Here is a 20,137-nt window from a genome sequence, read left to right as displayed (position 1 = left end):
CCGTGGATGCTCCTCGCGCCCGCGACACTCCTGATCGCCGTCGCGCTCGGCTACCCGCTTGTGCGCCAGGCCATCATGTCCTTCCAACATTTCGGTCTCGCGCAGCAATTCGGGCAGCCGGCCGAGTGGGCCGGGCTGTCGAACTACGTCACGATCCTCACCGATCCCTACTTCTGGAGCGTCTTCCTCAAATCGGTGCTGTTCTGCATCTGGACAGCCGGGATGACGATGGCGCTCGGCGTCGGCTTCGCGGTGCTCATGCTGCGGATGAACGCCGTGGTGCGCACCATCTTCAACACGACCCTCATCGTCGTGTGGGCGATGCCGGCGCTCGCCTCGCTCACCGTATGGCAGTGGCTCGTGGACCCACGGTCGGGCCTGCTGAACTACGGCCTGACGGCGATCGGCCTCGACGGCTTCAGAGACTTCAACTGGCTGGGAGGCAACTTCTGGACCTTCTACCTCATCGCCTCCGCCGTCATCATCTGGGCCTCGATCCCGCTGGTGGCGATCACGATCTACGCGGCCCTCGCGCAGGTGCCGAAGGAGATGCTCGAGGCATCCGAGATCGACGGCGCCTCCAACTTCCAACAGGTCGTCCGGATCATGCTCCCGACGATCGCCCCCGTCATCTCGCTCATCGCCGTGCTGCAAGTCATCTGGGATCTGCGGGTCTTCACCCAGATCCACGTGCTGCAGCAGGCGGGTGGTATCGCAAGCGAAACCCACCTGCTCGGCACATACGTCTACGAGACCGGCATCGCGCAGGGTGACTACGGGGTGGCGTCGGCGCTGGCCATGATCATTCTCGCCCTCACCCTGATCCTGACCGGACGTTATCTGCAGATGCTCTACCGCCAGGGAGGGATGGTCTGATGACCACTCAAGAAGCCCGTACATCACAGGCCACCGCGAAGACCATGAACTCCGCCAGCTCGGCCAGCAAGGCCGGAGCCGGCACCACCGCTGGCTCCACGCTGCGGCGGCTGAGCCGGAAGTGGGGCTTCTCACACCCACTCGCCAACCTCGGCGGCCTCCTCATCGTGATCCTGTGGTTGATCCCGGTCTACTGGATGGTGAACTCGGCCTTCCAGTCCGAATCCGAGCTCATGGCATGGCCCCCACACCTGGTGCCGCAGGAGTTCACCTGGGACAACTTCTTCACCGCCTTCACCAACCCGAACTTCTGGCCGGCGCTGAGCTCCTCGTTGATCGCCGGGGCGCTGACCGTGCTCTTCGCCTCCGGTGGCGCGCTCCTCGCCGCCTTCGCCCTGTCCCGCTTCCGCTTCCGCGGCCGGACGATGATGATCATCGCGATCCTCGTCGTGCAGATGATCCCCGCCGAGGCGCTGTTCATCTCGCAGTACCGCATGCTCGACGGTTGGGGCCTGCTCAACTCGGTCATCGGTCTGTCCGTTCTTTACATCGGCACCATCGTGCCGTTCATCGCCTGGATGATGCGCGGATTCGTCGATGGCATCCCGATCGAGCTCGAAGAGGCCGCCATGGTCGACGGTTGCTCCCGGGTCGGCGCCTTCCGCCGGGTGACGCTTCCGCTGCTGGCACCCGGAATCATTTCCACCTCCGTGTTCGGCTTCCTCTTCGCGTGGAACGAGTACACGCTCGCCCTCATCGTGCTGTCGAAGGACTCCGCGGTCACGCTGCCGATCTGGCTGCAGTCCTACCAGCAGGGCCTGAAGGCGACCGACTGGGGCGGGGTCATGGCCGGTGCCACGCTGATCGCCATCCCGGTGATCATCATCTTCGTCATCGTTCAGAACAAAATCTCGCAGGGCATGGTCGCCGGCGCGGTGAAGGGCTAGAAATGCACAACCTCCCCGCTGTCCTCGTCGGTCCCGTCGGCGATCGCAGCTCTCGCTTCGCCTGGCGCGGCCTGATGATCGACTCCGCTCGCACCCGTCACACCGTTCCGGTGATCAAGCAGGTCATTGCCCTCGCGGCTCGCTACGGCTTCAATCGCCTGCACTGGCATCTGACCGATGACCAGGGATGGCGTTTCGACGTGCCCGAGTACCCCCGCCTCACCGAGGCGGCGGCTTACCTGCCGCGAGGCAACTTCGACGATTACGACTCGCTGCTGGGGGACACCCGGCAGCGCGCCATCGACGAGGCCCCGGAGAAGTGGACGAACGGCTACTACACCGATGACGAGATCGCGGATGTCGTTGCCCACGCGTCCGCGCACGGCATCGTGATCGTGCCCGAGGTGGATGTTCCCGGCCACATGAAGGCCGCCATTGAGGTTTATCCCGAACTTGGCCGCCCGGTGGGGCTCCCATTGCCGGAGGGCTCAATGCGCGAACACATGTGGTGGCCGGCGCGCAACGACCTGCTCTGGCCGACGGATGCCGCTCGAGACTTCGTTGCCAGCATCATGCGCCGCGTCGCAGAGTTGTTCCCCGGGCCTTACGTGCACATTGGGGGCGACGAGTGCGCCTACCAGCAGTGGTCCTCCGACCCGCAGATGGGGGAGTGGCTCGCACTTCGCGGGGTGTCGGGCGTCGAAGCGCTGCAGGCCTGGTTCATGGACGGAGCCGCGAGCGTGCTGAAGGAGAACGGCAAGTCCGTCGCCGTCTGGGACGAAGCGTGCGAGATCTGGGACGCCGAAGACACGCTCGTCGTGGCGTGGGATGAAGCACGAGGGATGGAACGGATCGGGCGGGCCAGCCAGCCGTACATCTTCGCGGACGCCCGCACCCTGTACCTGAACCGAGTAGACCCCGACTCGCCGCAGCCACAGAAGGGGATGATCCCCGCGATCTCGGTGGATGACCTGCTGACGGCGCCGTGGCCGGAGACACGCGACGAGCGCTGCATCGGAATCCAGGCCTGCGTCTGGTCAGAGTTCGTCTTGGACGGTGCCGACCTCACCTCGCTGCTGTTCCCACGATTGCTCGCTGTGGCCGAACGAATCTGGAACCCGAATCTTGACGTCGTGCAGGCCCGGGAGGCCATCGCGCGCGAATGCGAAGTCCTGAAGGCCTTTGGGCATCTGGACACACCCACAGTGACCCCTGACGAAATGGTGATGGCGAATGGAACGTAGGTATCGTGCTGCACTCGTAGCCTCCACACTGACGGCGCTGCTTCTCAGCGCCTTTCCGCTCGGTGCCGAATCCGCATCGGCCGAGAATTCGGCGGCGGCCGCCGGAGTCGTCAAGGCTGACGACACCGGCGCCGAGCCGCGGCTGCTTTTCGAGGATGACTTCGCCGCCAATGACGGCGCGAAGTGGATCGCCACCGCCAGCAACGCCGCCTCCAGTGTGCGCTTCGCGGACAGCATGGTGACGATCACGGGCGGCGGCCCGGAGAACCGCATCCTCTCCAACGCCGAGATTCTCTCGAACACCTTCACGCTCAGCGCCGATCTGTTCATCAACGCGGGCAACACCAACAGCGCGATCAAGTTCGGCTTCTTCGCCAGCGCGTCGGCTGCATCCCGCTACCAGGTCACCTACGACGGGCCGAAGAAGCTGTTGAGGCTCGAACGCGTCGAGAACGGCGCCGTGAGCGTCCTGGGATCGCCCGCGAGCGTGAACCTGGGGATGAACACGGGCGGCACCCCACACGCGATCAGCATCGAGGTCGCCGACGACCGGGTGCGGGTCTCGGTCAACGGCAACGATCACCTCGACGTGGCGAATACGGGCGCCGCATCGGCCGCACCAGGACGGATCCTCGTGGCCGCACAGTTCCCGAACCAAGATTTCAGCGTCGACACCCTGCGCGTGGTCACCTCCGAGGCCGAGCACGTCGGCACCTACACGGTCGAGCTCGCCACCAAGACCGATGGAATCACGGATACCAGCCCGAGCGCGGCCGGCGGCACTCTCTCGGCGAATCGTGCATCCGGCGATGCCGGAGACGTCGTGACCCTCTCCCACACGGTGCGGCCCGGTTACGTCTTTGACGGCTACGAGTCGCTGCGCCGGGACACCGGCACAAGCACGGACGGCCTGCTCACCATCACCGACAACCGGTTCACGCTGGACGACAAGACCGGCAGCGTGATCATCATCGCCACCTTCCTGACTGAGGCCGACGATCCGAATGTCGTCTTCAAGGACTACTTCGAGGGCCCCTTGAACGAACACGGCGCCTACACGATCCCCGCACCCGGCGACGTGCGGATTACCGATGGCGAGTTCGAGATCGCCCCGACGCAGGGCCCGTCACACGTCGTGGTCGACAGCACTGCCTGGGCGCAGCCCCTCAACTATCGGATCACGTTCGACGCGCGCAAGGCCAACGGCTCCGCAGGCACCATGCAGGTGGCCTTCCGCGGCGACGGGATCGATGACCGCTACGTCCTCGCACTGAACGGCTCGAAGGCACTGCTGCGCAGGCTCGACGGCGCAGGTGCGAACGTCGAGCTCACGAGCGTCGGCTACAACTTCGATTCCACGATGCGCCGCATCGTCATCGATGTGACGGGGGCAACCGTCTCGGTTTCCGCCAACGGCGCCCCGGTGCTCTCCTATACGAACGGCGATGACGGTGCGCGAGACGCCGCCAACTGGTCGGGTCTCGCCCCGGCGCTGATCCTGAGCAACCTGACGCCCGGCGCCCCCGTGCTGTTCGACAACGTGAAGGTGGCCCGCACCCCGGTTTACATCCGCGCGAGCGTCGAGGCGACGAATGCCGGGGAACCGGATCCAGACCATGAGAGCGGTTCAGTCGTGCTCTCCGCCCACCGCACCGCGGCTGGCGAGACGCTCAGCTGGATGGCCTACCCCAAGGGTGGCTTCGCCTTCGCCGGGATGTCATTCAATGGACAACCGCTCGGTGGGGAACGATTCGTCGTTCCCGAGGGGACAACGGATGACGTGATGCTCGTCGCGGACTTCGTACCGGTGGCCACGACGCCCACACGCTACTTCGTCGACCCGGCGGCGGGCGACGACGCCGGTGCGGGCACCTCGGCAGGGGAGGCCTGGGGCAGCCTCCTGCCGCTCGATCGTGTCCTGAACCCCGGCGACCAGATCCTCCTGAAGCGCGGCAGCGTCTTCGAGGGAACCGCGGCCGCGTTGTCGTTCCGCGGCTCCGGCACAGTGCAGCGGCCCATCGTCATCGGCAGCTACGGAGAGGGAGACCGGCCACAACTGAACGGCGCCGGGCAGGTGGAGAACGTGATCGGGCTCTACAACCAGGAGCACATCTCCATCTCGGGGCTCGAGATCACGAACCTGGACGCACAGTTCGACTCCAGCTTCGGCCTCAACGCCAGCACCAACCGGCAGAAAAACCTCCGCGCGGTCAACGTCTCGGCCCGGGACTTCGGCGTCGTACGCGGCATCAGCCTGACCGACCTCTACATCCATGACGTCAACGGAAACCTCAACTCGAAATGGAACGGCGGGATCTTCTTCGATGTCGGCGCCACCGTCGAGAACGGTGAGTTGCGAGGCGTTCCGACCAAATTCGATGGCGTCCGGATTGAGGGCAACACCCTCGAACGAGTGGACCGCTCTGGAATCAAACTGGTGAGCTCAGCCTGGGCGAACCAGTCGCTCCAGAACGCGCCAGACACCCCGCTGCACTGGTACCCGTCGACCGACGTCGTCGTTCGGGACAATCAGTTCCGATACATGGGCGGTGACGCGATCACGGTGCGTGACACCGACGGCGCGCTCGTCGAGCACAACCTCGTTCGCCACTCGCGGTACCAGAACACCGGCTACAACGCAGGGATCTGGCCGTTCCAGGCCACCAACACGGTGATTCAATACAACGAGGTGTCCAACACCCACGGCGTGCAGGACGGCCAGGGCCTCGACACCGATCACGTCTCGGCCCACACGGTCATGCAATACAACTACTCGCACGACAACGAAGGCGGATTCATGCTTGTCATGAACGGCTTCCCGCACACCGCACCCACTATCCGGTACAACATCAGCCAGGACGACGCGGACAAGACGTTCGAGTTCGCCCGCGGCACCGCGGCAGGGACGATGATCTACAACAACACGATCTACTCCAGCACCACCCTTCAGGGGCCGCGCGGCGGGGTGCTCGACCTCGCGAACTCCGCGGCCGGCACGGGCAACCGGGAGGTGTTCATCTTCAACAACGTCTTCCACTACCCCGCCGGCCAGAAATTCTATGTGGGCGAGGCGGCGACCATGAAGACCAAGGCGAAGCTGTTCAACAACGCCTACTCGGGTGGCATCGCCGTCCCGGACGAGGAAGAGCAGGCCATCACCGCTCAGCTCCAGCTGCCGGGCGTCGGCAGCGCTCCCGCCGACAACCTCGGCTCCTCATCGCCGCTGACCGGCGGCAACGCCGGCGATCACTTCGCCGGATACGCCCCGGGGGCGGACTCGGCCCTGCGCAACGCGGGAGTGTCGATCGAGCAGATTCTCGCGCACTACGGCGGAACCGCCACCGATCGACGGGCCATGGACCCCACGCAGATCCACGAGCAGGCCCTGCGCGGCGAGAGCATCGACTTCGCTGCCGGTCGCAACCTTCCGGAGATCAACGGCGTCCGCTACGACACTGACTTCCTCGGTTCCCCGTTGCCCGAGCCCGCCGCAGCGCGTGCCGCTGGGAGCCCGGACGGTATCACGATTGGTGCGATTCAGTTCCAGGTTGAGGTTCCCGGCACGGATCCTGGCCCCGGCACGGATCCAGGCCCCGGTACAGATCCCGGCACGGACCCTGGCCCCGGCACGGATCCTGGTCCCGGTACAGATCCCGGAACGGACCCTGGCCCCGGCACGGAGCCGGACACAGATCCAGGCACGGGTTCGGGCGAGCCGTCCGAGCCAGGGGTGCCTCCGGCTCTCGAGACGGGCAGCGAGTCGAGCGCGAGCCAGCCGGAGAGCGCACCGACCGGTAGCCCGCTGCCTGCCACGGGCGCGGGGTGGACATGTGCCCTCGCTGCGGTCGGCATCCTGCTGCTCGGGAGCGGCTTGCTGCTGCGCCGGGTTCGGAACTCCGCCTAGTGGAGGGCAGGGCGCCCTTCAAGCCACGCGGAGTCCTGCGCCGCGCCTTCGCCGGGGTCGCCCTCGCCCTGTCCTTCTCAGTGGCGGGGTGCTCTGCTGCACCCAGCGACGTCGCCCAAGCCGTCGAATCCATCTACGCGCACGCCGAGGGTATTCACCCCGAGCAGGTGCAAAGCCGGCAGCTTCGAGATGTCGCCGTGATCGAATGGGCGATCGAGCTGGGGATCGAGGAGCCAGTCGCGCGCGGCGATATCGAGCGCCTCTACGAGGCGGAGCTGTCGCGCGCGCCATCCGGGGGCGCCGCTTCTTCGCGGAGCTTCGGTGTGCGCGGGATGACGCTCTGGCACTTCTACCTGGAGCGAGTCGAGCTCAACGCGCAGGCGATCAGCTTCGGTATCCGCGACGAGCTGACGGTGGACGAGGTGCGCGCCTTTTACGAGCAGAACCAGGCCGAATTCGAGCGGCAGGACCTGATCGCGATCGAGGTCACGGAGTGGGCGGACGGCCGCGCGCTCTCCTCGTCTGAGGTGACGATCGACGAGGACACCGTGCGCACCATGCAGGAGCGCGACGACGCCGTCATCTCGGCGGCGCTCGAACTCGCACCCGGCGGGCGGGCGACGGTCGACCGTGGCGACGGGCGCTTCGCCCAGCTGGAGTGCCTCTCGCGGGAAGACGGAGGAGTCGAGCCCTTCGACGACGTGGTGCAGGCGGCGTCCAGACAATTGGCGACCGCGCGATTCCGCACCCAGCTCGAGGCGCGGATAGACAACCCTCAGTAGCCGAGCGGGCCGCTGGCGGGCCTCCGCGCTGCCAGCGCCGGGTGCGAGCGAGCAGGCGCCCGTGCCGCGGGGTCCGTCAATATCCGCGGCGGAGATCGCTGAGGATCTGTCGAGACTTCTTTCGTTGATCCGCCCGCGAGCGTAAGTTGAGCTATATCGCGTTTGCGGCACCGATGCCGCGGCGGAGACATCACGGAGGTGCACCTCATGGACCCGAAGCACGCGACTCGGAACGGGAGGCGTCGGTCATGGACGTCTTGTTCGGGGTTCTGATCTCTCTTCTGGTGATCGCCGCCCTCTCGGTGGTCACCGTCGTTCTCATCGTGCGGGCGATCTATCGCCGCATCCGGCGCAGCCCCGCGGTGAACAGCGCGGTTCTGAAGGGGCGCGCACAATTCAGCCACGGCCCGCGGCGCAAGGCACTCGCGCTGCAACTGCAACTCGACGAGTCCCTCGACAGCGGGCGAGCCGCGATCGACCTGGCCGTGCGCAACAACGGGCGTCGCGGCGACCTGCCCCGGCTGTTCCGCCGGATCGAGGCGGAGGGCGCGACCCTGCGGACTCAGCTGCGCCTGATGGAGAGCGAGACGAACTCCGGCGCGGTCGACGACCAGCTGGCCGCGGCCAGCGTGGCGGTCGACCAGATCTCCGACATGGTGCATGAGCTTCGGGCATCCGTCGCCGCCGGCCTCGGCGACCCCACGGGAGACGCGCTCTCCGCCCTGCACGCCGAGCTCGACCTCGAGGTGGCCTCCCTGCACGCGGGGCTGGTGGAGCTGGCGCACCTCAACCGCTACGAAAGCATCACCCGTTATCCACCCACCGATCCTGTCCAGCACAAAGGAGTCCAGCCATGAGTGACAACAGCGCGCGGATGCGCACGATCTTCCGCACCAAGACGTCGAAGGTGATCACCCGGATGGAGGATCCACGCGACGCCCTCGACGACAGCTACGAGCAACAGGTGAAGCTGCTGCACGAGGTGCGCCAGGCGGTCGCCGAGGTCGCGACGGCGAAGAAGCGCATCGAGCTCCAGGGCGAGGAGATGGGCGCGCGGCACCGCCGCCTGGGCATACAGGCCTGTGAGGCGATGGACCAGGGGCGCGAGGATCTCGCTCGCACCGCCCTCCAACGCCGCGCGGCGATTGAGGGCCAGGTGGCGAAGCTGCAGGATCAGCATGCCTCGCTGCAGAAGCAGACCGCTCAGCTGCAGGAGCGGGAGCGTCGTCTGGCCGAGCAGATCGCCGCGTTCCGCATCGAGAAGGAGACGATGAAGGCCACGTACAGCGCCTCCGAGGCGCAGGTGCGGGCGAACGAGGCGGTTGCGGGCATCGGCGCGAACATGAACGACATCGGTGCGAGCCTCGACCGCGCCCGCGATCGTGTCGCCCAGATGCAGGCCCGCGCGCAGGCAACGGACGACCTGCTCTCCAACGGCACCCTGCAAGATCTGACGACGACGCCGGATGCCGACATCGAGCGGCAGCTGGCGGAACTGTCGTCGCGCTCCGACATCGAGCGGCAGCTCAAGGCGATGAAGTCGCAGCGGGCAGGCGAAGGCGGCCCAGTGGCGACGGGGGAGGCACGCGACGGCTGGCTCAGCATCGGGCAGGCGCCGCCGGCGGAGTAGAGCGGTTCTGAATCCCCGACCATGAATCACGCACCCAGGAGAGACCGGGCGACGACTTCCCCCGACGGCGCGGCACACGACGCCCAGAGAGCGCTGGTCTTGGGCGGTGGCGGCTCGCTCGGCAACGCCTGGCTGATCGGCGTTGTCGCCGGCCTCGCCGAGGGCGGGGTGGACGTCTCCCAGGCCGACCTGATCGTCGGCACCTCGGCCGGGTCGACGGCCGCCGCCCAGGTCACGGGTGCGCCCCCGGCAGCGTTGCTGGCCGACATCCTCGCCGCCCCCGCACCGCCCCAAACCAGGCCGGCCGGATCCGACCGGGGGACTGCGCCGGCGCGGCCGACGGTGAACCGACTGGACGCGACGAACGCGATCATCGCCGCCGCTCGGGATGCGGCGGACATGCGCCGCAGGATGGGGGAGTCCGGGATCGAGTTGGCCGCCGCGGCTCCCGAATCCGCCCAGAATCGCTGGCGCGCCACCGTCGCCGCTCGGTTGCCCGGCCCGCTCTGGCCGCCGCAGCGGGTGCTGATCACGGCGGTCGACGCCGACACCGGCGAGCCGGTCGTGTTCGACCGCACCAGCGGGATCGACCTGGTGGATGCCGTGGCCGCCAGCTGCGCGAGCGGCCCCGCCTACGGCATCGGCGACCGCCGCTACATCGACGGCGGCTACCGAACCAACGCCGACAACGCCGACCTGGCCGCCGGGTGCGCACGAGTGCTCGTGCTGTCCCCCTTCGCGGGCAAGTCACGGCTGCCGGCGGCCTGGGGCATGCACCTCGCCGCCCAGGTCGAGGACCTGCGCGCCGGCGGCAGCCGCGTCGAGACGGTCTTCCCGGACGAGGGTTCGCGCACCGCATTCGGCGACAACATGATGGACCTGTCCCGGCGCGCGCCCGCCGCGAAGGCCGGATTCGAGCAGGGACGGGCGCTCGCCGCCCGGCTGGCCGAGTTCTGGCGCTAACGCCGCGCGGCCCTCGGCGCCCGCGTGATGCCCGGCCACCCCTCAGCCGACGCGCGTCAGGCCCGAGCCTGGCGGATGACGTCGGCCATCGATCCGGACCAGGGCGGGCCGTGTCCGGGAACGACGTGGTGTGCCTCGAGTGCGGAGAGCGCCTCGAGGGAGCGCAGGGCCTCGACCGGGTCGTCGGTGAAAGGCGCCGGCTGTGGGCCCACCGCCCCCGTGAGCACGTTGCGCGTGGTGAGCGCATCGCCGACGAAGACCGTGTCGACGCTCGGCACGAAGACGGCAACGCTTCCCGGCGAGTGCCCGGGCAGGCCGATGATCTGCGGCGCCCCGGGCAGGGGGAGCGTCTCGCCGTCGTGGACCTCCACCACTTCCGTCAGGTGCCTGGCCCGCACTCCGCCCTTGCGCAGCGCGTACGCGGCGAATCCGAGCACGGCGCCGAAGCGCATGGATCCGCCCGAGGCATGGGAGGTTGTCTCGCCGCGTGCCCTGGCCGCATCCGCGGTGTGGACGTAGACCGGAACGCCGTGGTCGCGGCGGAGGCGCTCGGCGATGCCGATGTGGTCGCTGTCGCCGTGGGTGAGCACGACGCCGCGGATGTCGTCGATGCCGCGGCCCATGGCGGCGAGCTCTGCGAGCAGATCGGGCCAGTGGCCGGGGAGCCCGGCGTCGATCATGGTGATCCCGGCCGGGGTCTCGATGAGGTGGAGCGCCACGATGTCGTTGCCGACGCGACGGACGCCTGGGACGAGTTGCATTGTCTTGCACCTTTCCGCTTGCTACTCTGACTGCATGGCTACGATACATAGCCATCATGGCTACGGTCAATAGCTATGGAAACAGAATCAGGGGGCACAATGCCAACACCGGAACGCACCTCTCGCGAGGCCATCGTCGCGACCGGCCGCGAGCTCCTGGAGCGGGACGGGCTGACGGGTCTGACCATGCAGGCGATCGCCGACCGGGTCGGCGTCAAGGCCCCGTCGCTCTACAAGCGCGTGCGCAACCGCGACGAGCTCATCCGGCTGATCGCCGAGGCCACGGTCGTCGACCTCGGCGAGCACCTGCGGGCCGCGGCCGCTGCGCCGACGGATGCCGCCGCACGAGTCGCAGCGGTCGCGCTCGCGTTCCGGGCATTCGCGCATCGATTCCCGGCCGGGTACCACCTCATCTTCGCGCCCGGCTCCTCGGCCACCCGCCCGTCGCACGACGCGATCCTGGCGTCGAGCGCGCCCATCCTTGAGGTCGCGGACGCGCTCGCCGGGCCGGCCCATGCGCTCGACGCCGCGCGCACACTGACGGCGTGGGCGAACGGCTTCATCAGCATGGAGCTGGCGGACGCCTTCCAGCTCGGCGGGGATGTCGACGAGGCGTTCGTGTTCGGCATCCGGGCCCTGACCGGCGCCCTGCAACTCCGCGACGACGTGCAGGCGGTGGGCTGAGCGCCCGCCGTGCCCGGCCCTACTCGGCCCAGGGCATCGGGCGTTCCCGGTCGAGTGCGCCGTCGCGGCCGATCTCCCCGAGCGCGTCGCCCCCGGCGCGGATGCAGAGCCAGCGCAGCGGCTCCGGGCTGTCCGGCAGGCAGCGCCAGGTGCTCCACGTGCCCTGCGGGACGCGGACCGTGGTGCCGGCCTGCACGTCGATGACGTCGTCGTTCAGGCCCATCTGGCCGCGGCCGGCGAGGAAGACGTAGAGCTCTTCGACCTTCTCGTGGGTGTGCCAGAACGGAGCCTGCTTGCCGGGCTCCGCGGCGTTGGCCGACATGCCGATGAACTCCAGCGGCAGTTCCTTCTCGACGAACCTCTTGCCGGGGGCGACCCCGCCGGTGAACTCCTGCCAGGCGTCGAGCCCGCCCATCTCCAGCACTTCGTAATCACTCATCCCGCCACCATATCCCTCGTGGATGGGTCGCTGATCTGTGCGTGGCCCGCCCGCGCGCGCCCATCGAAATCCCGAGCGCTGGTGGTAGATTCCGCGCAGTGACGCCGACGCCGGTGGCGCCGTTGGCCGAGCCGCTGGCCGGCATCCGCCCCGCAGACCGCCGTCGTGAGACGTCGTGCTCGAGAAAGCTGGGAAGCCATGTCCGGTGAATCCGCAGACCTGATGGGGGAATCCGAGAACGTCCAGAGAATCATGCGCACCGGGACGGTCTGGTTCTCTGTCGCACTCGGGGTGTCCGCCGTGTCGACGGGGTCGCTGCTCGCCTCAGGCTGGCGTCCGGCGGTGCTGCCGGCCGGGCTGGGCGCCCTGTGGTGGGCGGGGGCGGCCCTGGTGGCGCTCAGCCTCGGGCTGCTGGGCTGGTCCGGGTGCCCGATCCTCGAGGTCAGCGTGACCGTGGCGAACCGCAACAAGACGCGCACCATGCAGCTCGGCACCCTGCTCCTCCTTGTCGGGGGAGTGCTCGCACTGCTGGCGGTCGCGCTGGGCCCCGCCCCCTGAAGCCCCCGGCCCGGCGGGAGATCAGGCCTCGGGGATGGGCCGGCCGAACGTCTCCAGCGTGATCACCTCGGGCTCTGGACCACCGCGGATGCCGGTGTCCAGCGCGTCGATCTGGGCGAGCTCGGCGGCGCTGAGCTCGAAGTCGAACACGTCGAAGTTCTCGGCGATCCGCTCCGGCCGCACCGACTTGGGGATGGCGGAGCGGCCCTCCTGCAGGTGCCAGCGGAGCATCACCTGGGCGGGAGTCTTGCCGTGGGTCGCCGCGATCTGCCCAATCACCTCGTCCTCCAGGGTCGAGCCGATGACGCCCGGGCGGTAGAACGTGATGCCGCCGATGGGCGACCACGCCTGGTTCAGGATGCCGTGCTCGGTGTCGTAGGCGAGCAGCGCCTTCTGCTGGAAGTAGGGGTGCACCTCGATCTGGTTCACGGCCGGCACCACCTGGGCGACGGTCAGCAGCTGCTCGAGGTGTTCGGGCATGAAGTTGCTCACGCCGATCGCCCGCACCTTGCCGTCGGCGTAGAGCTGCTCGAGGGCCCGGTAGGCCTCGAGCGTCTTGTCGAAGTTTCCCGGCAGCGCCTGGTGCAGGATCAGGAGGTCGAGCTGGTCGACGCCGAGCTTGCCCGCCGACTTGTCGAACGCGTGCAGCGTCTCGGCGTAGCCGTAGTCGCTGATCCACACCTTCGTCTCCAGGAAGAGCTCATCGCGGGGGATCCCGGAGGCCGAGATGGCCTGGCCGACCTCGCGCTCGTTGAGGTAAGCGGCCGCGGTGTCGATGTGTCGGTAACCGACCTCCAACGCCGCCGTCACGGAATCCGTCGTCTCCTCGGGAGGAGTCTGGAAGACGCCGAAGCCCAGTGCGGGGATCTCGATGCCGTTGTTCAAGGACAGGGTGGGGATGCTCATGCGCTCAACGCTACGCCGGGCACCGGGTTCGTGGGAGGGCCTGTCAGTACCTGACACGACAGTCACTGCCGCCGCATCCGTGGATCGCGTCTGATGGATCTGGGAGCGGATGACACCGCTGCCCCGAGAAGCACGAAACAGAGGATCGTATGAAAGCCACGTTCATGTACGGCGCCGGTGACGTTCGGGTGGAGACCGTGCCCGACCCCGTCATCCGCGAATCCACCGACGCCATCGTGCGCGTCACCCGCGCCTGCATCTGCGGCTCAGACCTGCACCCCTTCCGCAGCAGGCCGAGCGGCGCCGACGGCACCCCGATGGGCCATGAGTTCCTCGGTGTCGTCGAGGACATCGGCACCGCGGTGACCTCGCTCAGGCGGGGTGATTTCGTGATCGCACCGTTCGCGTTCCAAGACAACAGCTGCGTGTTCTGCCGCGAGGGCGTCCAGACGTCCTGCATCCACGGCGGCTGGTACGGCAACAACGGCGTCGGCGGGGGACAGGCCGAGGCGGTGCGCGTGCCCCTCGCCGATGGATCGCTGGTGAAGGTGCCCGGCCGCATCGACGAGGCGCTCTACCCGGCACTGCTCACGCTCTCCGACGTGTACCTCACCGGCTACCACGCCGCCTGGATGGGCCGGGTGGAGGCCGGCAAGACGGTGACCGTCATCGGGGACGGCGCGGTCGGCCTCTCCGCGGTGCTGGCCGCCCGCCGGCTGGGCGCGGAGCGCATCATCCTGATGGGGCGCCACCGGTCCCGCACCGATCTGGGCGTCGAGTTCGGTGCCACGGATGTCGTCGCCGAGCGCGGGGAGGACGGGATCGCGCGGGTCATGGAGCTGACGGGCGGCGAGGGCAGCCACGTCGTGCTCGAGGCCGTCGGCCACCTGCCCGCCTACGAGCAAGCCTACGGAGTCGTGCGCCCCGGCGGCGTGATCTCCCGGGTCGGCGTGCCGCAGTACGAGGACGCCCCGATCGGATTCGGCTCCCTGTTCGGCAAGAACGTCACCCTGACCGGCGGGCCGGCCCCGGTGCGCGGCTACCTCGACGCCGCCCTCATCGAGGTGCTCGAGGGCCGCCTCGACCCCGGGCCGGTCTTCGACCTCAGCGTCGGAATCGACGAGGTGCCGGCCGGGTACCGCGCCATGGACGACCGCGCGGCGCTGAAAGTGCTCGTGACATTCTGATGATGACGACGCAGCGCCCCGACGATCATTCGACAACGACAGAGGAGCAGGACATGGAACAGTGGACGGCCGACGAACTCCGCCGCATCGACGCGAGCGCTGAACTGCGCGTCGCGTCCGAGCGCCCCGACGGGTCGCTGCGGCCCGCGACGACGATCTGGCACAGCGCCCTGGGCGACGCCCTCTACATCCGCTCCGCCCACGGGCCGGAGAACGGCTGGTTCCGCCGGGCGCTGCACGCGGGACGCGGGCGGATCAGCGCCGGCGGCGTCGAGAAGGACGTGACATTCGAGCTGGCCGACCCGTCCGTTCGCGCCGAGCTGGACCGAGCCCTGCACCAGAAATACGACCGCTACGGGCCCGCCCCCATCGCGGCGATCACCGGCGGCGACGTGCTCGAGACCACTCTCAAGGTGACGCCGCGGGCCGAGGCGAAGCCCCGCGGCTAGGGCTGCTGGGCGGCGGCCGCCGCCTCGGCGTCCGCTCCCTCCGGGGAGGCAGCCCAGGACGCCAGCATGCGGAGGCCGTCCGCGCTCGGCGACCCCGCCGGTGCGGTGTACACGTTCAGGACGAGGCCGGGCTCGCTGGGCAGCTCCATCGACTCGTAGTTCAGGTCGAGATCGCCGACGACCGGGTGGTGCAGGCGTTTCATGCCGCTGCGGTGGAACACCACATCGCGCGACGCCCAGCGCTCGCGGAAGAGCTCGCTCTGCGTCGACAGCTCCCCGACGAGCCGGATCAGCTCGGCGTCGTGCGGGTTGCGGCCGGCCTCGAGGCGCAACATCGAGGCGGCATCCCGGGCAACCTGGTCATAGTCGCGCCAGAACGTGCGGGCCGCCGGGTTCAGATAGGTGAACCGGGTGGTGTTCACCGGGCGGCGCGGATCCTCGAACACGGGGGCGTAGAGGGCCCGGCCCATGCGATTCGCTGCCAGGATGTCGTGGCGCCCGTTGCGCACCCACGCGGGTGCGTCCGCCATCGCCTCCAACACCTGTCGCACCGCCGGGCGCACGGCGCTCGCCGGTGTGCGCGGCGGGCGGCGCGTGGGGCCTGCCGCCCTCGCCAGGTCGAACAGGTACTCCCGTTCCGCCTCGTCGAGCTGCAGGGTGCTGGCGAGCGCGTCGAGCACGCTCTCCGACGCTCCGGCGAGGTTGCCGCGTTCCAGACGCACGTAGTAGTCCACCGAGACGCCGCTGAGCATCGCGACCTCCTCCCGGCGCAGGCCGGGGACGCGCCGGTTGCCGCCGTAGGCGGGCAGGCCCGCACGCTCCGGGGTGATCCGGGCTCGCCGGGAACTCAAGAACTCCTGGATGTCACTGCGCACGTCGCCCATGCTTCAACGATAGGCCGCGACGTCCGGCCCCGGGAGGCACTGCCACTACCTGCCACTACCGGCCTGCTCGCCCGCACCGGCGCTGCACTCGCGGCGGAATCCCAGTGCGACGGCAGAGGATGGCCGCATGAGTGCTGCACGCGCCGTTCCCCGATCCAGCCGGCCCCGGCCGATCACACCGAAGACGGGGCAGGAATCGGTGTGGGACTACCCGCGGCCGCCGCGGGTCGAACACCGACTCGAGCAGGTCACCGTGCGGCTCGGCGGTCGGGTGATCGTTGAAACCACCGACGCCGTGCGGGTGCTGGAGACGAGTCATCCGCCGGTCTACTACCTGCCGATCGCCGCGTTCCCCGTCGGCGCGCTCGTTGCAGCGGAAGGCACCAGCCTCTGCGAGTTCAAGGGACAGGCGCACTACTTCGACGTCGTCGCCGGGGGAGCGCGTGCGCGCCGGGCCGGGTGGACCTACCCGCACCCCCGCCGCGGCTTCGAGGCGCTGAGCGACCGCGTCGCTCTCTACCCGGGCGCGATGGACTCGTGCGAGGTCGACGGTGAGCGAGTGCTCGCCCAGGCCGGCGGATTCTACGGCGGCTGGATCACCTCCCGGATCGTCGGCCCGTTCAAGGGCGGACCGGGCACGATCGGCTGGTGACCGCGCGCCCTCGCGCGATCTCACGAATTGGCGGCCCCGTCAAGCACCTTGTCGCCCGCCAGCACGGCTGAAAAGCTGTGCCCATGAGTACTACGGAGCGTCCCCCGGTCGAGTTCCTCGGCAACTGGGACGGACAATTCATCGCCACCGCCATCCACACGGGGCACGATGTGCGCCCCGACTTCGCCGCGGAGCTGATCCTGCCCGAGGCGGACCGCTTGCGGGAGGAGGACCCGCACACCGAGGAGATCGGCGCGCTCATCCCTGCCCGCGTCATCGTGAACCGGTCCCGGTTCGAGGTCGACCTGAACCGCACCCGCGAGGAGTCGGTCTACCGCACCTCCGAGGAGGCGTGGGGCCTGGACGTCGTCCGCAATCCACCGCTCGACGAGGCCGTCGTGGCTGGCTCTCTTGCGGAGTACGACGCCTTCTACGCTGAGCTCGGCCGGCGTCTGGACGCCGTCGCCGACCGTGGGCCGTTCGTGCTGTTCGACGTCCACTCCTATAACCACCGGCGCGACGGGGCGGGCGCCGCCCCGGCCCCGGACGAGGAGAGCCCCGAGGTCAACGTGGGCACCGGCTCGGTGGATCACGAGCAATTCGGGCCGGTGGTGGAGACCTTCATGCGGTCGCTGCGGGCGGCGGAGACGTCGACCGGCCCGCTCGACGTCCGGGAGAACGTGCGGTTCCGCGGTCGGCAGCTCGCGGCCTGGACGCACGCCCGATACCCGGGCCGCGGGCTCGTGCTCGCGCTCGAGTTCAAGAAGACCTTCATGGACGAGTGGACCGGCGAGGTCGACCAGGCCCGGATCGACGAACTGGCCCGTGCCCTGGCCGGCACCCTCCCGGCCGTCGAGGGCGCGCTGCGCCAGGCGGTCGTGTCGTGACGGGGGACCCGGTGCCGCACGCCGGGGACGCACCGGAGACGAGTGCCATCAACGCCGGGGCGCTCTCGCCCGCAGACCTCGCGGCCGACCACGCCATGGCGACGTTGGCGGGCAGCGTGCGCTTCCTGCTCGAGATGACCCCGGTGAACGCCGACGACGTGCGTGCGGAGTTTCTCGCGCACCCGGAGAACGACCCGGTGTTCGAGTACCGCGACCTGGATGTGGACCCCGACGTGCTCGACGCGCAGGTCGTCGCGCTGCCGATCGACGACGTCGAGGACACCACCCTCGCCGCGCTGTTGCGGAACCGACAGCGGGAGATGGCATTGCGGGTGGAGATGCTGCGTGCCCGGAACACCCCCGACTTCCTGCAGCTCTCGATCGCGCAGTACGGTGCGGTGTTGCCCGCGCTCGTGAGCCGTGCCGAGGGGTTGTTGGACACGCTGCCGCGGGGGCGCCTGGAGCACGATTCCGTGGACGCGGAGGGGTTCCTCGCCGCAGCGCAGGCGGAGATCGACCACTACCGGTCGATCGACCCGGATGTCGGCATCCACGCCGAGATCCGCGACGACATCTCGGGCATCCTCGTGGACGGCAACACGCTGCTCATCTCGAACAACGCCGCAGTGGCAGCGCCCCGCGTCAACGCGCTGCTGCAGCACGAGGTGGGCACGCACCTGGTCACCCAGGTGAACGGCCTGGCACAGCCGATCCGTATGTTGGGCTCCGGCCTCGCCCACTACGACGAGACGCAGGAAGGGCTCGCCGTGCTCGCTGAGATCGCCTGCGGCGGCCTCACCGCCGCCCGGCTGCGCCAGCTCGCGGCCCGCGTTCTGGCGGTGCACTCCCTGGTCGGGGGAGCGAGCTTCGTGGAGACACACCGGCTGCTGACCGGCCACGGACTGCCGGCCGGGAGCGCGTACGGCATCACGATGCGGGTGTATCGCGCCGGCGGGTTCACCAAGGACGCGATCTACCTGCGCGGGCTGCTCGCCCTGCTGGAGCACGTGGCAGACGGCGGTGCACTCGATCTTTTCTTCCTCGGCAAGTTCTCCCTGGAGGACCTGCCGCTCGTGGAGGACCTCGACGGACGCGGCCTGCTCACGGCGGCCCGGGTCATGCCCCGCTACCTCTCCGACCCGGCTGCCGCAGCCCGGCTGCACGACGCCGCTCACACCGACGATCTGGCGGCCCTTGTCAACGCGTAGTCCCGCCGACCCCAACCCACACTCTTTCGATCCATTGACCGCACAACTCTGAGGAGACACCATGAAGATCGGCTTCGTCGTCAATGACATCGCCACTGAGAAGCCCGTCTACACGACGACGCGTCTCGCCATGACCGCCACCCGACTCGGCCACGAGGTCGCTCTCCTGGGCCTGCGTGACTTCGGCTACGAGCCCGACGAGTCGCTCTCTGCGATCGCGGCCTCCGCGAGCACCGGCAAGGCCTATCGCTCACACGAGCGCTACCTCGAAGACCTGCAGGCGGCCGCACGGGAGCGGGTCGGGCTCAGCGACTTCGACGTGCTCATGCTTCGCGCCGACCCGGCGGTGGATGCCGCGGACAGCCCCTGGGCGAACACAGCCGGCATCGCGTTCGGCCAGCTCGCGGCCGCCTCCGGCGTCCTCGTGGTCAACGACCCCGGTTCCCTGGCCAACGCCCTGTCGAAGGCGTACTTCCAGCACTTCCCCGAGGCGGCGCGCCCGCGCACGTTGATCTCGCGGGACGAGGAGCGGGTCCGCCAGTTCATTGACGAGATGGGCGGGCGCGCCGTGCTCAAGCCCCTGCAGGGGTCGGGTGGGTCCGGCGTGTTCCTCGTCACCGAGAAGGAGGCGCCCAACATCAGCCAGATCGTGGAGGCGATCGCTCGAGACGGCTATGTGGTTGCGCAGGAGTACCTGACAGCGGCCAAGGACGGCGACGTGCGGATGTTCGTCATGAACGGTCACCCCCTGCAGGTCGACGGTGCCTACGCCGCTTTCCGCCGCCGTCCGGGAGGGGACGACATCCGCTCCAACATGTCTGCCGGCGGCAGCGCGGAGGCGGTGACGGTCACCGACGAGATGCTGCAGCTCGTGGACGCGGTGCGTCCGAAACTGCTCGAAGACGGCCTGCACCTCGTCGGGCTGGACATCGTGGGCGACAAGCTGATGGAGGTCAACGTGTTCTCGCCCGGCGGCCTCGGCTCCAGCGAGGCACTCTACGGCGTGGACTTCACGACCGCCATCATCGAGGACCTGGAGCGGAAGGTCAGGATCCGACGGCACTACGGCCCAGAGCTCTCGAATATCAGGCTCGCCACGCTCTGACGCTGCCGGGCGCCGCGAACGGCGACAGCCCGCGGCTAGCATGCCGTTTTGGCATCCGCAAGCCCCTGTGG

The 20,137-nt window shown here is 68.8% G+C and carries 20 protein-coding genes; 16 read left to right on the top strand and 4 right to left on the bottom strand.

Annotated features, from left to right (window positions below; translation table 11 throughout):
* The first annotated feature begins 6 nt into the window (after nucleotides 1-6).
* The 8 genes from BLT62_RS12690 (at nucleotide 7) to BLT62_RS12655 (ending at nucleotide 10,346) form a co-directional block, all read left to right on the top strand.
* Nucleotides 7-876, top strand: coding sequence for a carbohydrate ABC transporter permease (locus BLT62_RS12690; RefSeq protein WP_231919157.1), 870 nt, complete (start codon nucleotides 7-9; stop codon nucleotides 874-876).
* Nucleotides 876-1,823, top strand: a complete 948-nt coding sequence (locus BLT62_RS12685) for a carbohydrate ABC transporter permease (protein WP_083364392.1) — start codon at nucleotides 876-878, stop codon at nucleotides 1,821-1,823. The genes BLT62_RS12690 and BLT62_RS12685 overlap by 1 nt, the downstream gene beginning before the upstream one ends.
* 2 nt (nucleotides 1,824-1,825) lie before the next feature.
* On the top strand, nucleotides 1,826-3,067 hold the full coding sequence (locus BLT62_RS12680; RefSeq protein ID WP_083364391.1) for a family 20 glycosylhydrolase: 1,242 nt from the start codon (nucleotides 1,826-1,828) through the stop codon (nucleotides 3,065-3,067).
* Nucleotides 3,057-6,971 (top strand): right-handed parallel beta-helix repeat-containing protein, encoded by a 3,915-nt coding sequence (locus tag BLT62_RS12675; RefSeq protein WP_083364390.1) that lies wholly within the window; start codon nucleotides 3,057-3,059, stop codon nucleotides 6,969-6,971. The genes BLT62_RS12680 and BLT62_RS12675 overlap by 11 nt, the downstream gene beginning before the upstream one ends.
* A 197-nt stretch (nucleotides 6,972-7,168) precedes the next feature.
* Nucleotides 7,169-7,753 (top strand): peptidylprolyl isomerase, encoded by a 585-nt coding sequence (locus BLT62_RS12670; protein ID WP_156786342.1) that lies wholly within the window; start codon nucleotides 7,169-7,171, stop codon nucleotides 7,751-7,753.
* A 248-nt stretch (nucleotides 7,754-8,001) separates the two neighbouring features.
* Nucleotides 8,002-8,610 (top strand): hypothetical protein, encoded by a 609-nt coding sequence (locus BLT62_RS12665; protein ID WP_083364388.1) that lies wholly within the window; start codon nucleotides 8,002-8,004, stop codon nucleotides 8,608-8,610.
* The gene (locus tag BLT62_RS12660; RefSeq protein WP_083364387.1) at nucleotides 8,607-9,383 is read left to right on the top strand and encodes a PspA/IM30 family protein; all 777 of its coding nucleotides are present in this window, start codon (nucleotides 8,607-8,609) and stop codon (nucleotides 9,381-9,383) included. The genes BLT62_RS12665 and BLT62_RS12660 overlap by 4 nt, the downstream gene beginning before the upstream one ends.
* Nucleotides 9,384-9,404: 21 nt before the next feature.
* Nucleotides 9,405-10,346: a patatin-like phospholipase family protein gene (locus BLT62_RS12655; RefSeq protein ID WP_231919156.1), complete on the top strand. Its 942-nt coding sequence runs from the start codon at nucleotides 9,405-9,407 to the stop codon at nucleotides 10,344-10,346.
* Nucleotides 10,347-10,402: 56 nt separating this feature from the next.
* Here the strand turns inward: BLT62_RS12655 and BLT62_RS12650 are convergent, their stop codons facing one another.
* Nucleotides 10,403-11,107, bottom strand: coding sequence for an MBL fold metallo-hydrolase (locus BLT62_RS12650; protein WP_083364386.1), 705 nt, complete (start codon nucleotides 11,105-11,107; stop codon nucleotides 10,403-10,405).
* Nucleotides 11,108-11,206: 99 nt separating this feature from the next.
* On the opposite strand from BLT62_RS12650, the gene BLT62_RS12645 reads away from it, so the two are divergent.
* Nucleotides 11,207-11,791 carry a TetR/AcrR family transcriptional regulator gene (locus BLT62_RS12645; RefSeq protein WP_083364385.1) on the top strand — a complete coding sequence of 195 codons (585 nt, stop codon included), beginning with the start codon at nucleotides 11,207-11,209 and terminating at the stop codon, nucleotides 11,789-11,791.
* Nucleotides 11,792-11,810: 19 nt separating this feature from the next.
* Here the strand turns inward: BLT62_RS12645 and BLT62_RS12640 are convergent, their stop codons facing one another.
* Nucleotides 11,811-12,230 (bottom strand): cupin domain-containing protein, encoded by a 420-nt coding sequence (locus BLT62_RS12640; protein ID WP_083364384.1) that lies wholly within the window; start codon nucleotides 12,228-12,230, stop codon nucleotides 11,811-11,813.
* A 198-nt stretch (nucleotides 12,231-12,428) separates the two neighbouring features.
* Here BLT62_RS12640 and BLT62_RS12635 point away from each other — a divergent pair, with 198 nt between their 5' ends.
* On the top strand, nucleotides 12,429-12,788 hold the full coding sequence (locus tag BLT62_RS12635; RefSeq protein ID WP_083364383.1) for a hypothetical protein: 360 nt from the start codon (nucleotides 12,429-12,431) through the stop codon (nucleotides 12,786-12,788).
* A gap of 21 nt (nucleotides 12,789-12,809) precedes the next feature.
* On the opposite strand, the gene BLT62_RS12630 is transcribed toward BLT62_RS12635, so the two are convergent.
* The gene (locus BLT62_RS12630; protein ID WP_083364382.1) at nucleotides 12,810-13,694 is read right to left on the bottom strand and encodes an aldo/keto reductase; all 885 of its coding nucleotides are present in this window, start codon (nucleotides 13,692-13,694) and stop codon (nucleotides 12,810-12,812) included.
* 149 nt (nucleotides 13,695-13,843) lie between these two features.
* On the opposite strand from BLT62_RS12630, the gene BLT62_RS12625 reads away from it, so the two are divergent.
* Both BLT62_RS12625 and BLT62_RS12620 read left to right on the top strand, forming a co-directional pair.
* Nucleotides 13,844-14,881: a zinc-binding dehydrogenase gene (locus BLT62_RS12625; RefSeq protein WP_083364381.1), complete on the top strand. Its 1,038-nt coding sequence runs from the start codon at nucleotides 13,844-13,846 to the stop codon at nucleotides 14,879-14,881.
* A 53-nt stretch (nucleotides 14,882-14,934) separates the two neighbouring features.
* Nucleotides 14,935-15,330 carry a DUF2255 family protein gene (locus tag BLT62_RS12620; protein WP_083365455.1) on the top strand — a complete coding sequence of 132 codons (396 nt, stop codon included), beginning with the start codon at nucleotides 14,935-14,937 and terminating at the stop codon, nucleotides 15,328-15,330.
* On the opposite strand, the gene BLT62_RS12615 is transcribed toward BLT62_RS12620, so the two are convergent.
* Nucleotides 15,327-16,214 carry a helix-turn-helix transcriptional regulator gene (locus BLT62_RS12615; protein ID WP_083364380.1) on the bottom strand — a complete coding sequence of 296 codons (888 nt, stop codon included), beginning with the start codon at nucleotides 16,212-16,214 and terminating at the stop codon, nucleotides 15,327-15,329. The genes BLT62_RS12620 and BLT62_RS12615 overlap by 4 nt on opposite strands.
* Nucleotides 16,215-16,341: 127 nt before the next feature.
* Here BLT62_RS12615 and BLT62_RS12610 point away from each other — a divergent pair, with 127 nt between their 5' ends.
* The 4 genes from BLT62_RS12610 (at nucleotide 16,342) to BLT62_RS12595 (ending at nucleotide 20,066) form a co-directional block, all read left to right on the top strand.
* A complete protein-coding gene (locus BLT62_RS12610; RefSeq protein WP_083364379.1) occupies nucleotides 16,342-16,866 on the top strand; it encodes a DUF427 domain-containing protein in 525 nt (174 codons plus the stop codon).
* An 83-nt stretch (nucleotides 16,867-16,949) separates the two neighbouring features.
* Complete coding sequence (locus BLT62_RS12605) at nucleotides 16,950-17,753, top strand: N-formylglutamate amidohydrolase (RefSeq protein ID WP_083364378.1); 804 nt, start codon at nucleotides 16,950-16,952, stop codon at nucleotides 17,751-17,753.
* Nucleotides 17,750-18,961, top strand: a complete 1,212-nt coding sequence (locus BLT62_RS12600) for a flavohemoglobin expression-modulating QEGLA motif protein (protein ID WP_231919155.1) — start codon at nucleotides 17,750-17,752, stop codon at nucleotides 18,959-18,961. The genes BLT62_RS12605 and BLT62_RS12600 overlap by 4 nt, the downstream gene beginning before the upstream one ends.
* Nucleotides 18,962-19,022: 61 nt before the next feature.
* Nucleotides 19,023-20,066: a glutathione synthetase gene (locus BLT62_RS12595; RefSeq protein WP_083364377.1), complete on the top strand. Its 1,044-nt coding sequence runs from the start codon at nucleotides 19,023-19,025 to the stop codon at nucleotides 20,064-20,066.
* The last annotated feature ends 71 nt before the right edge of the window (nucleotides 20,067-20,137 follow it).

The sequence above is a fragment of the Microterricola viridarii genome, from assembly GCF_900104895.1.
Classification (GTDB): Bacteria; Actinomycetota; Actinomycetes; order Actinomycetales; family Microbacteriaceae; genus Microterricola; species Microterricola viridarii.
This window is presented reverse-complemented; position numbering and strand designations above follow the sequence as displayed.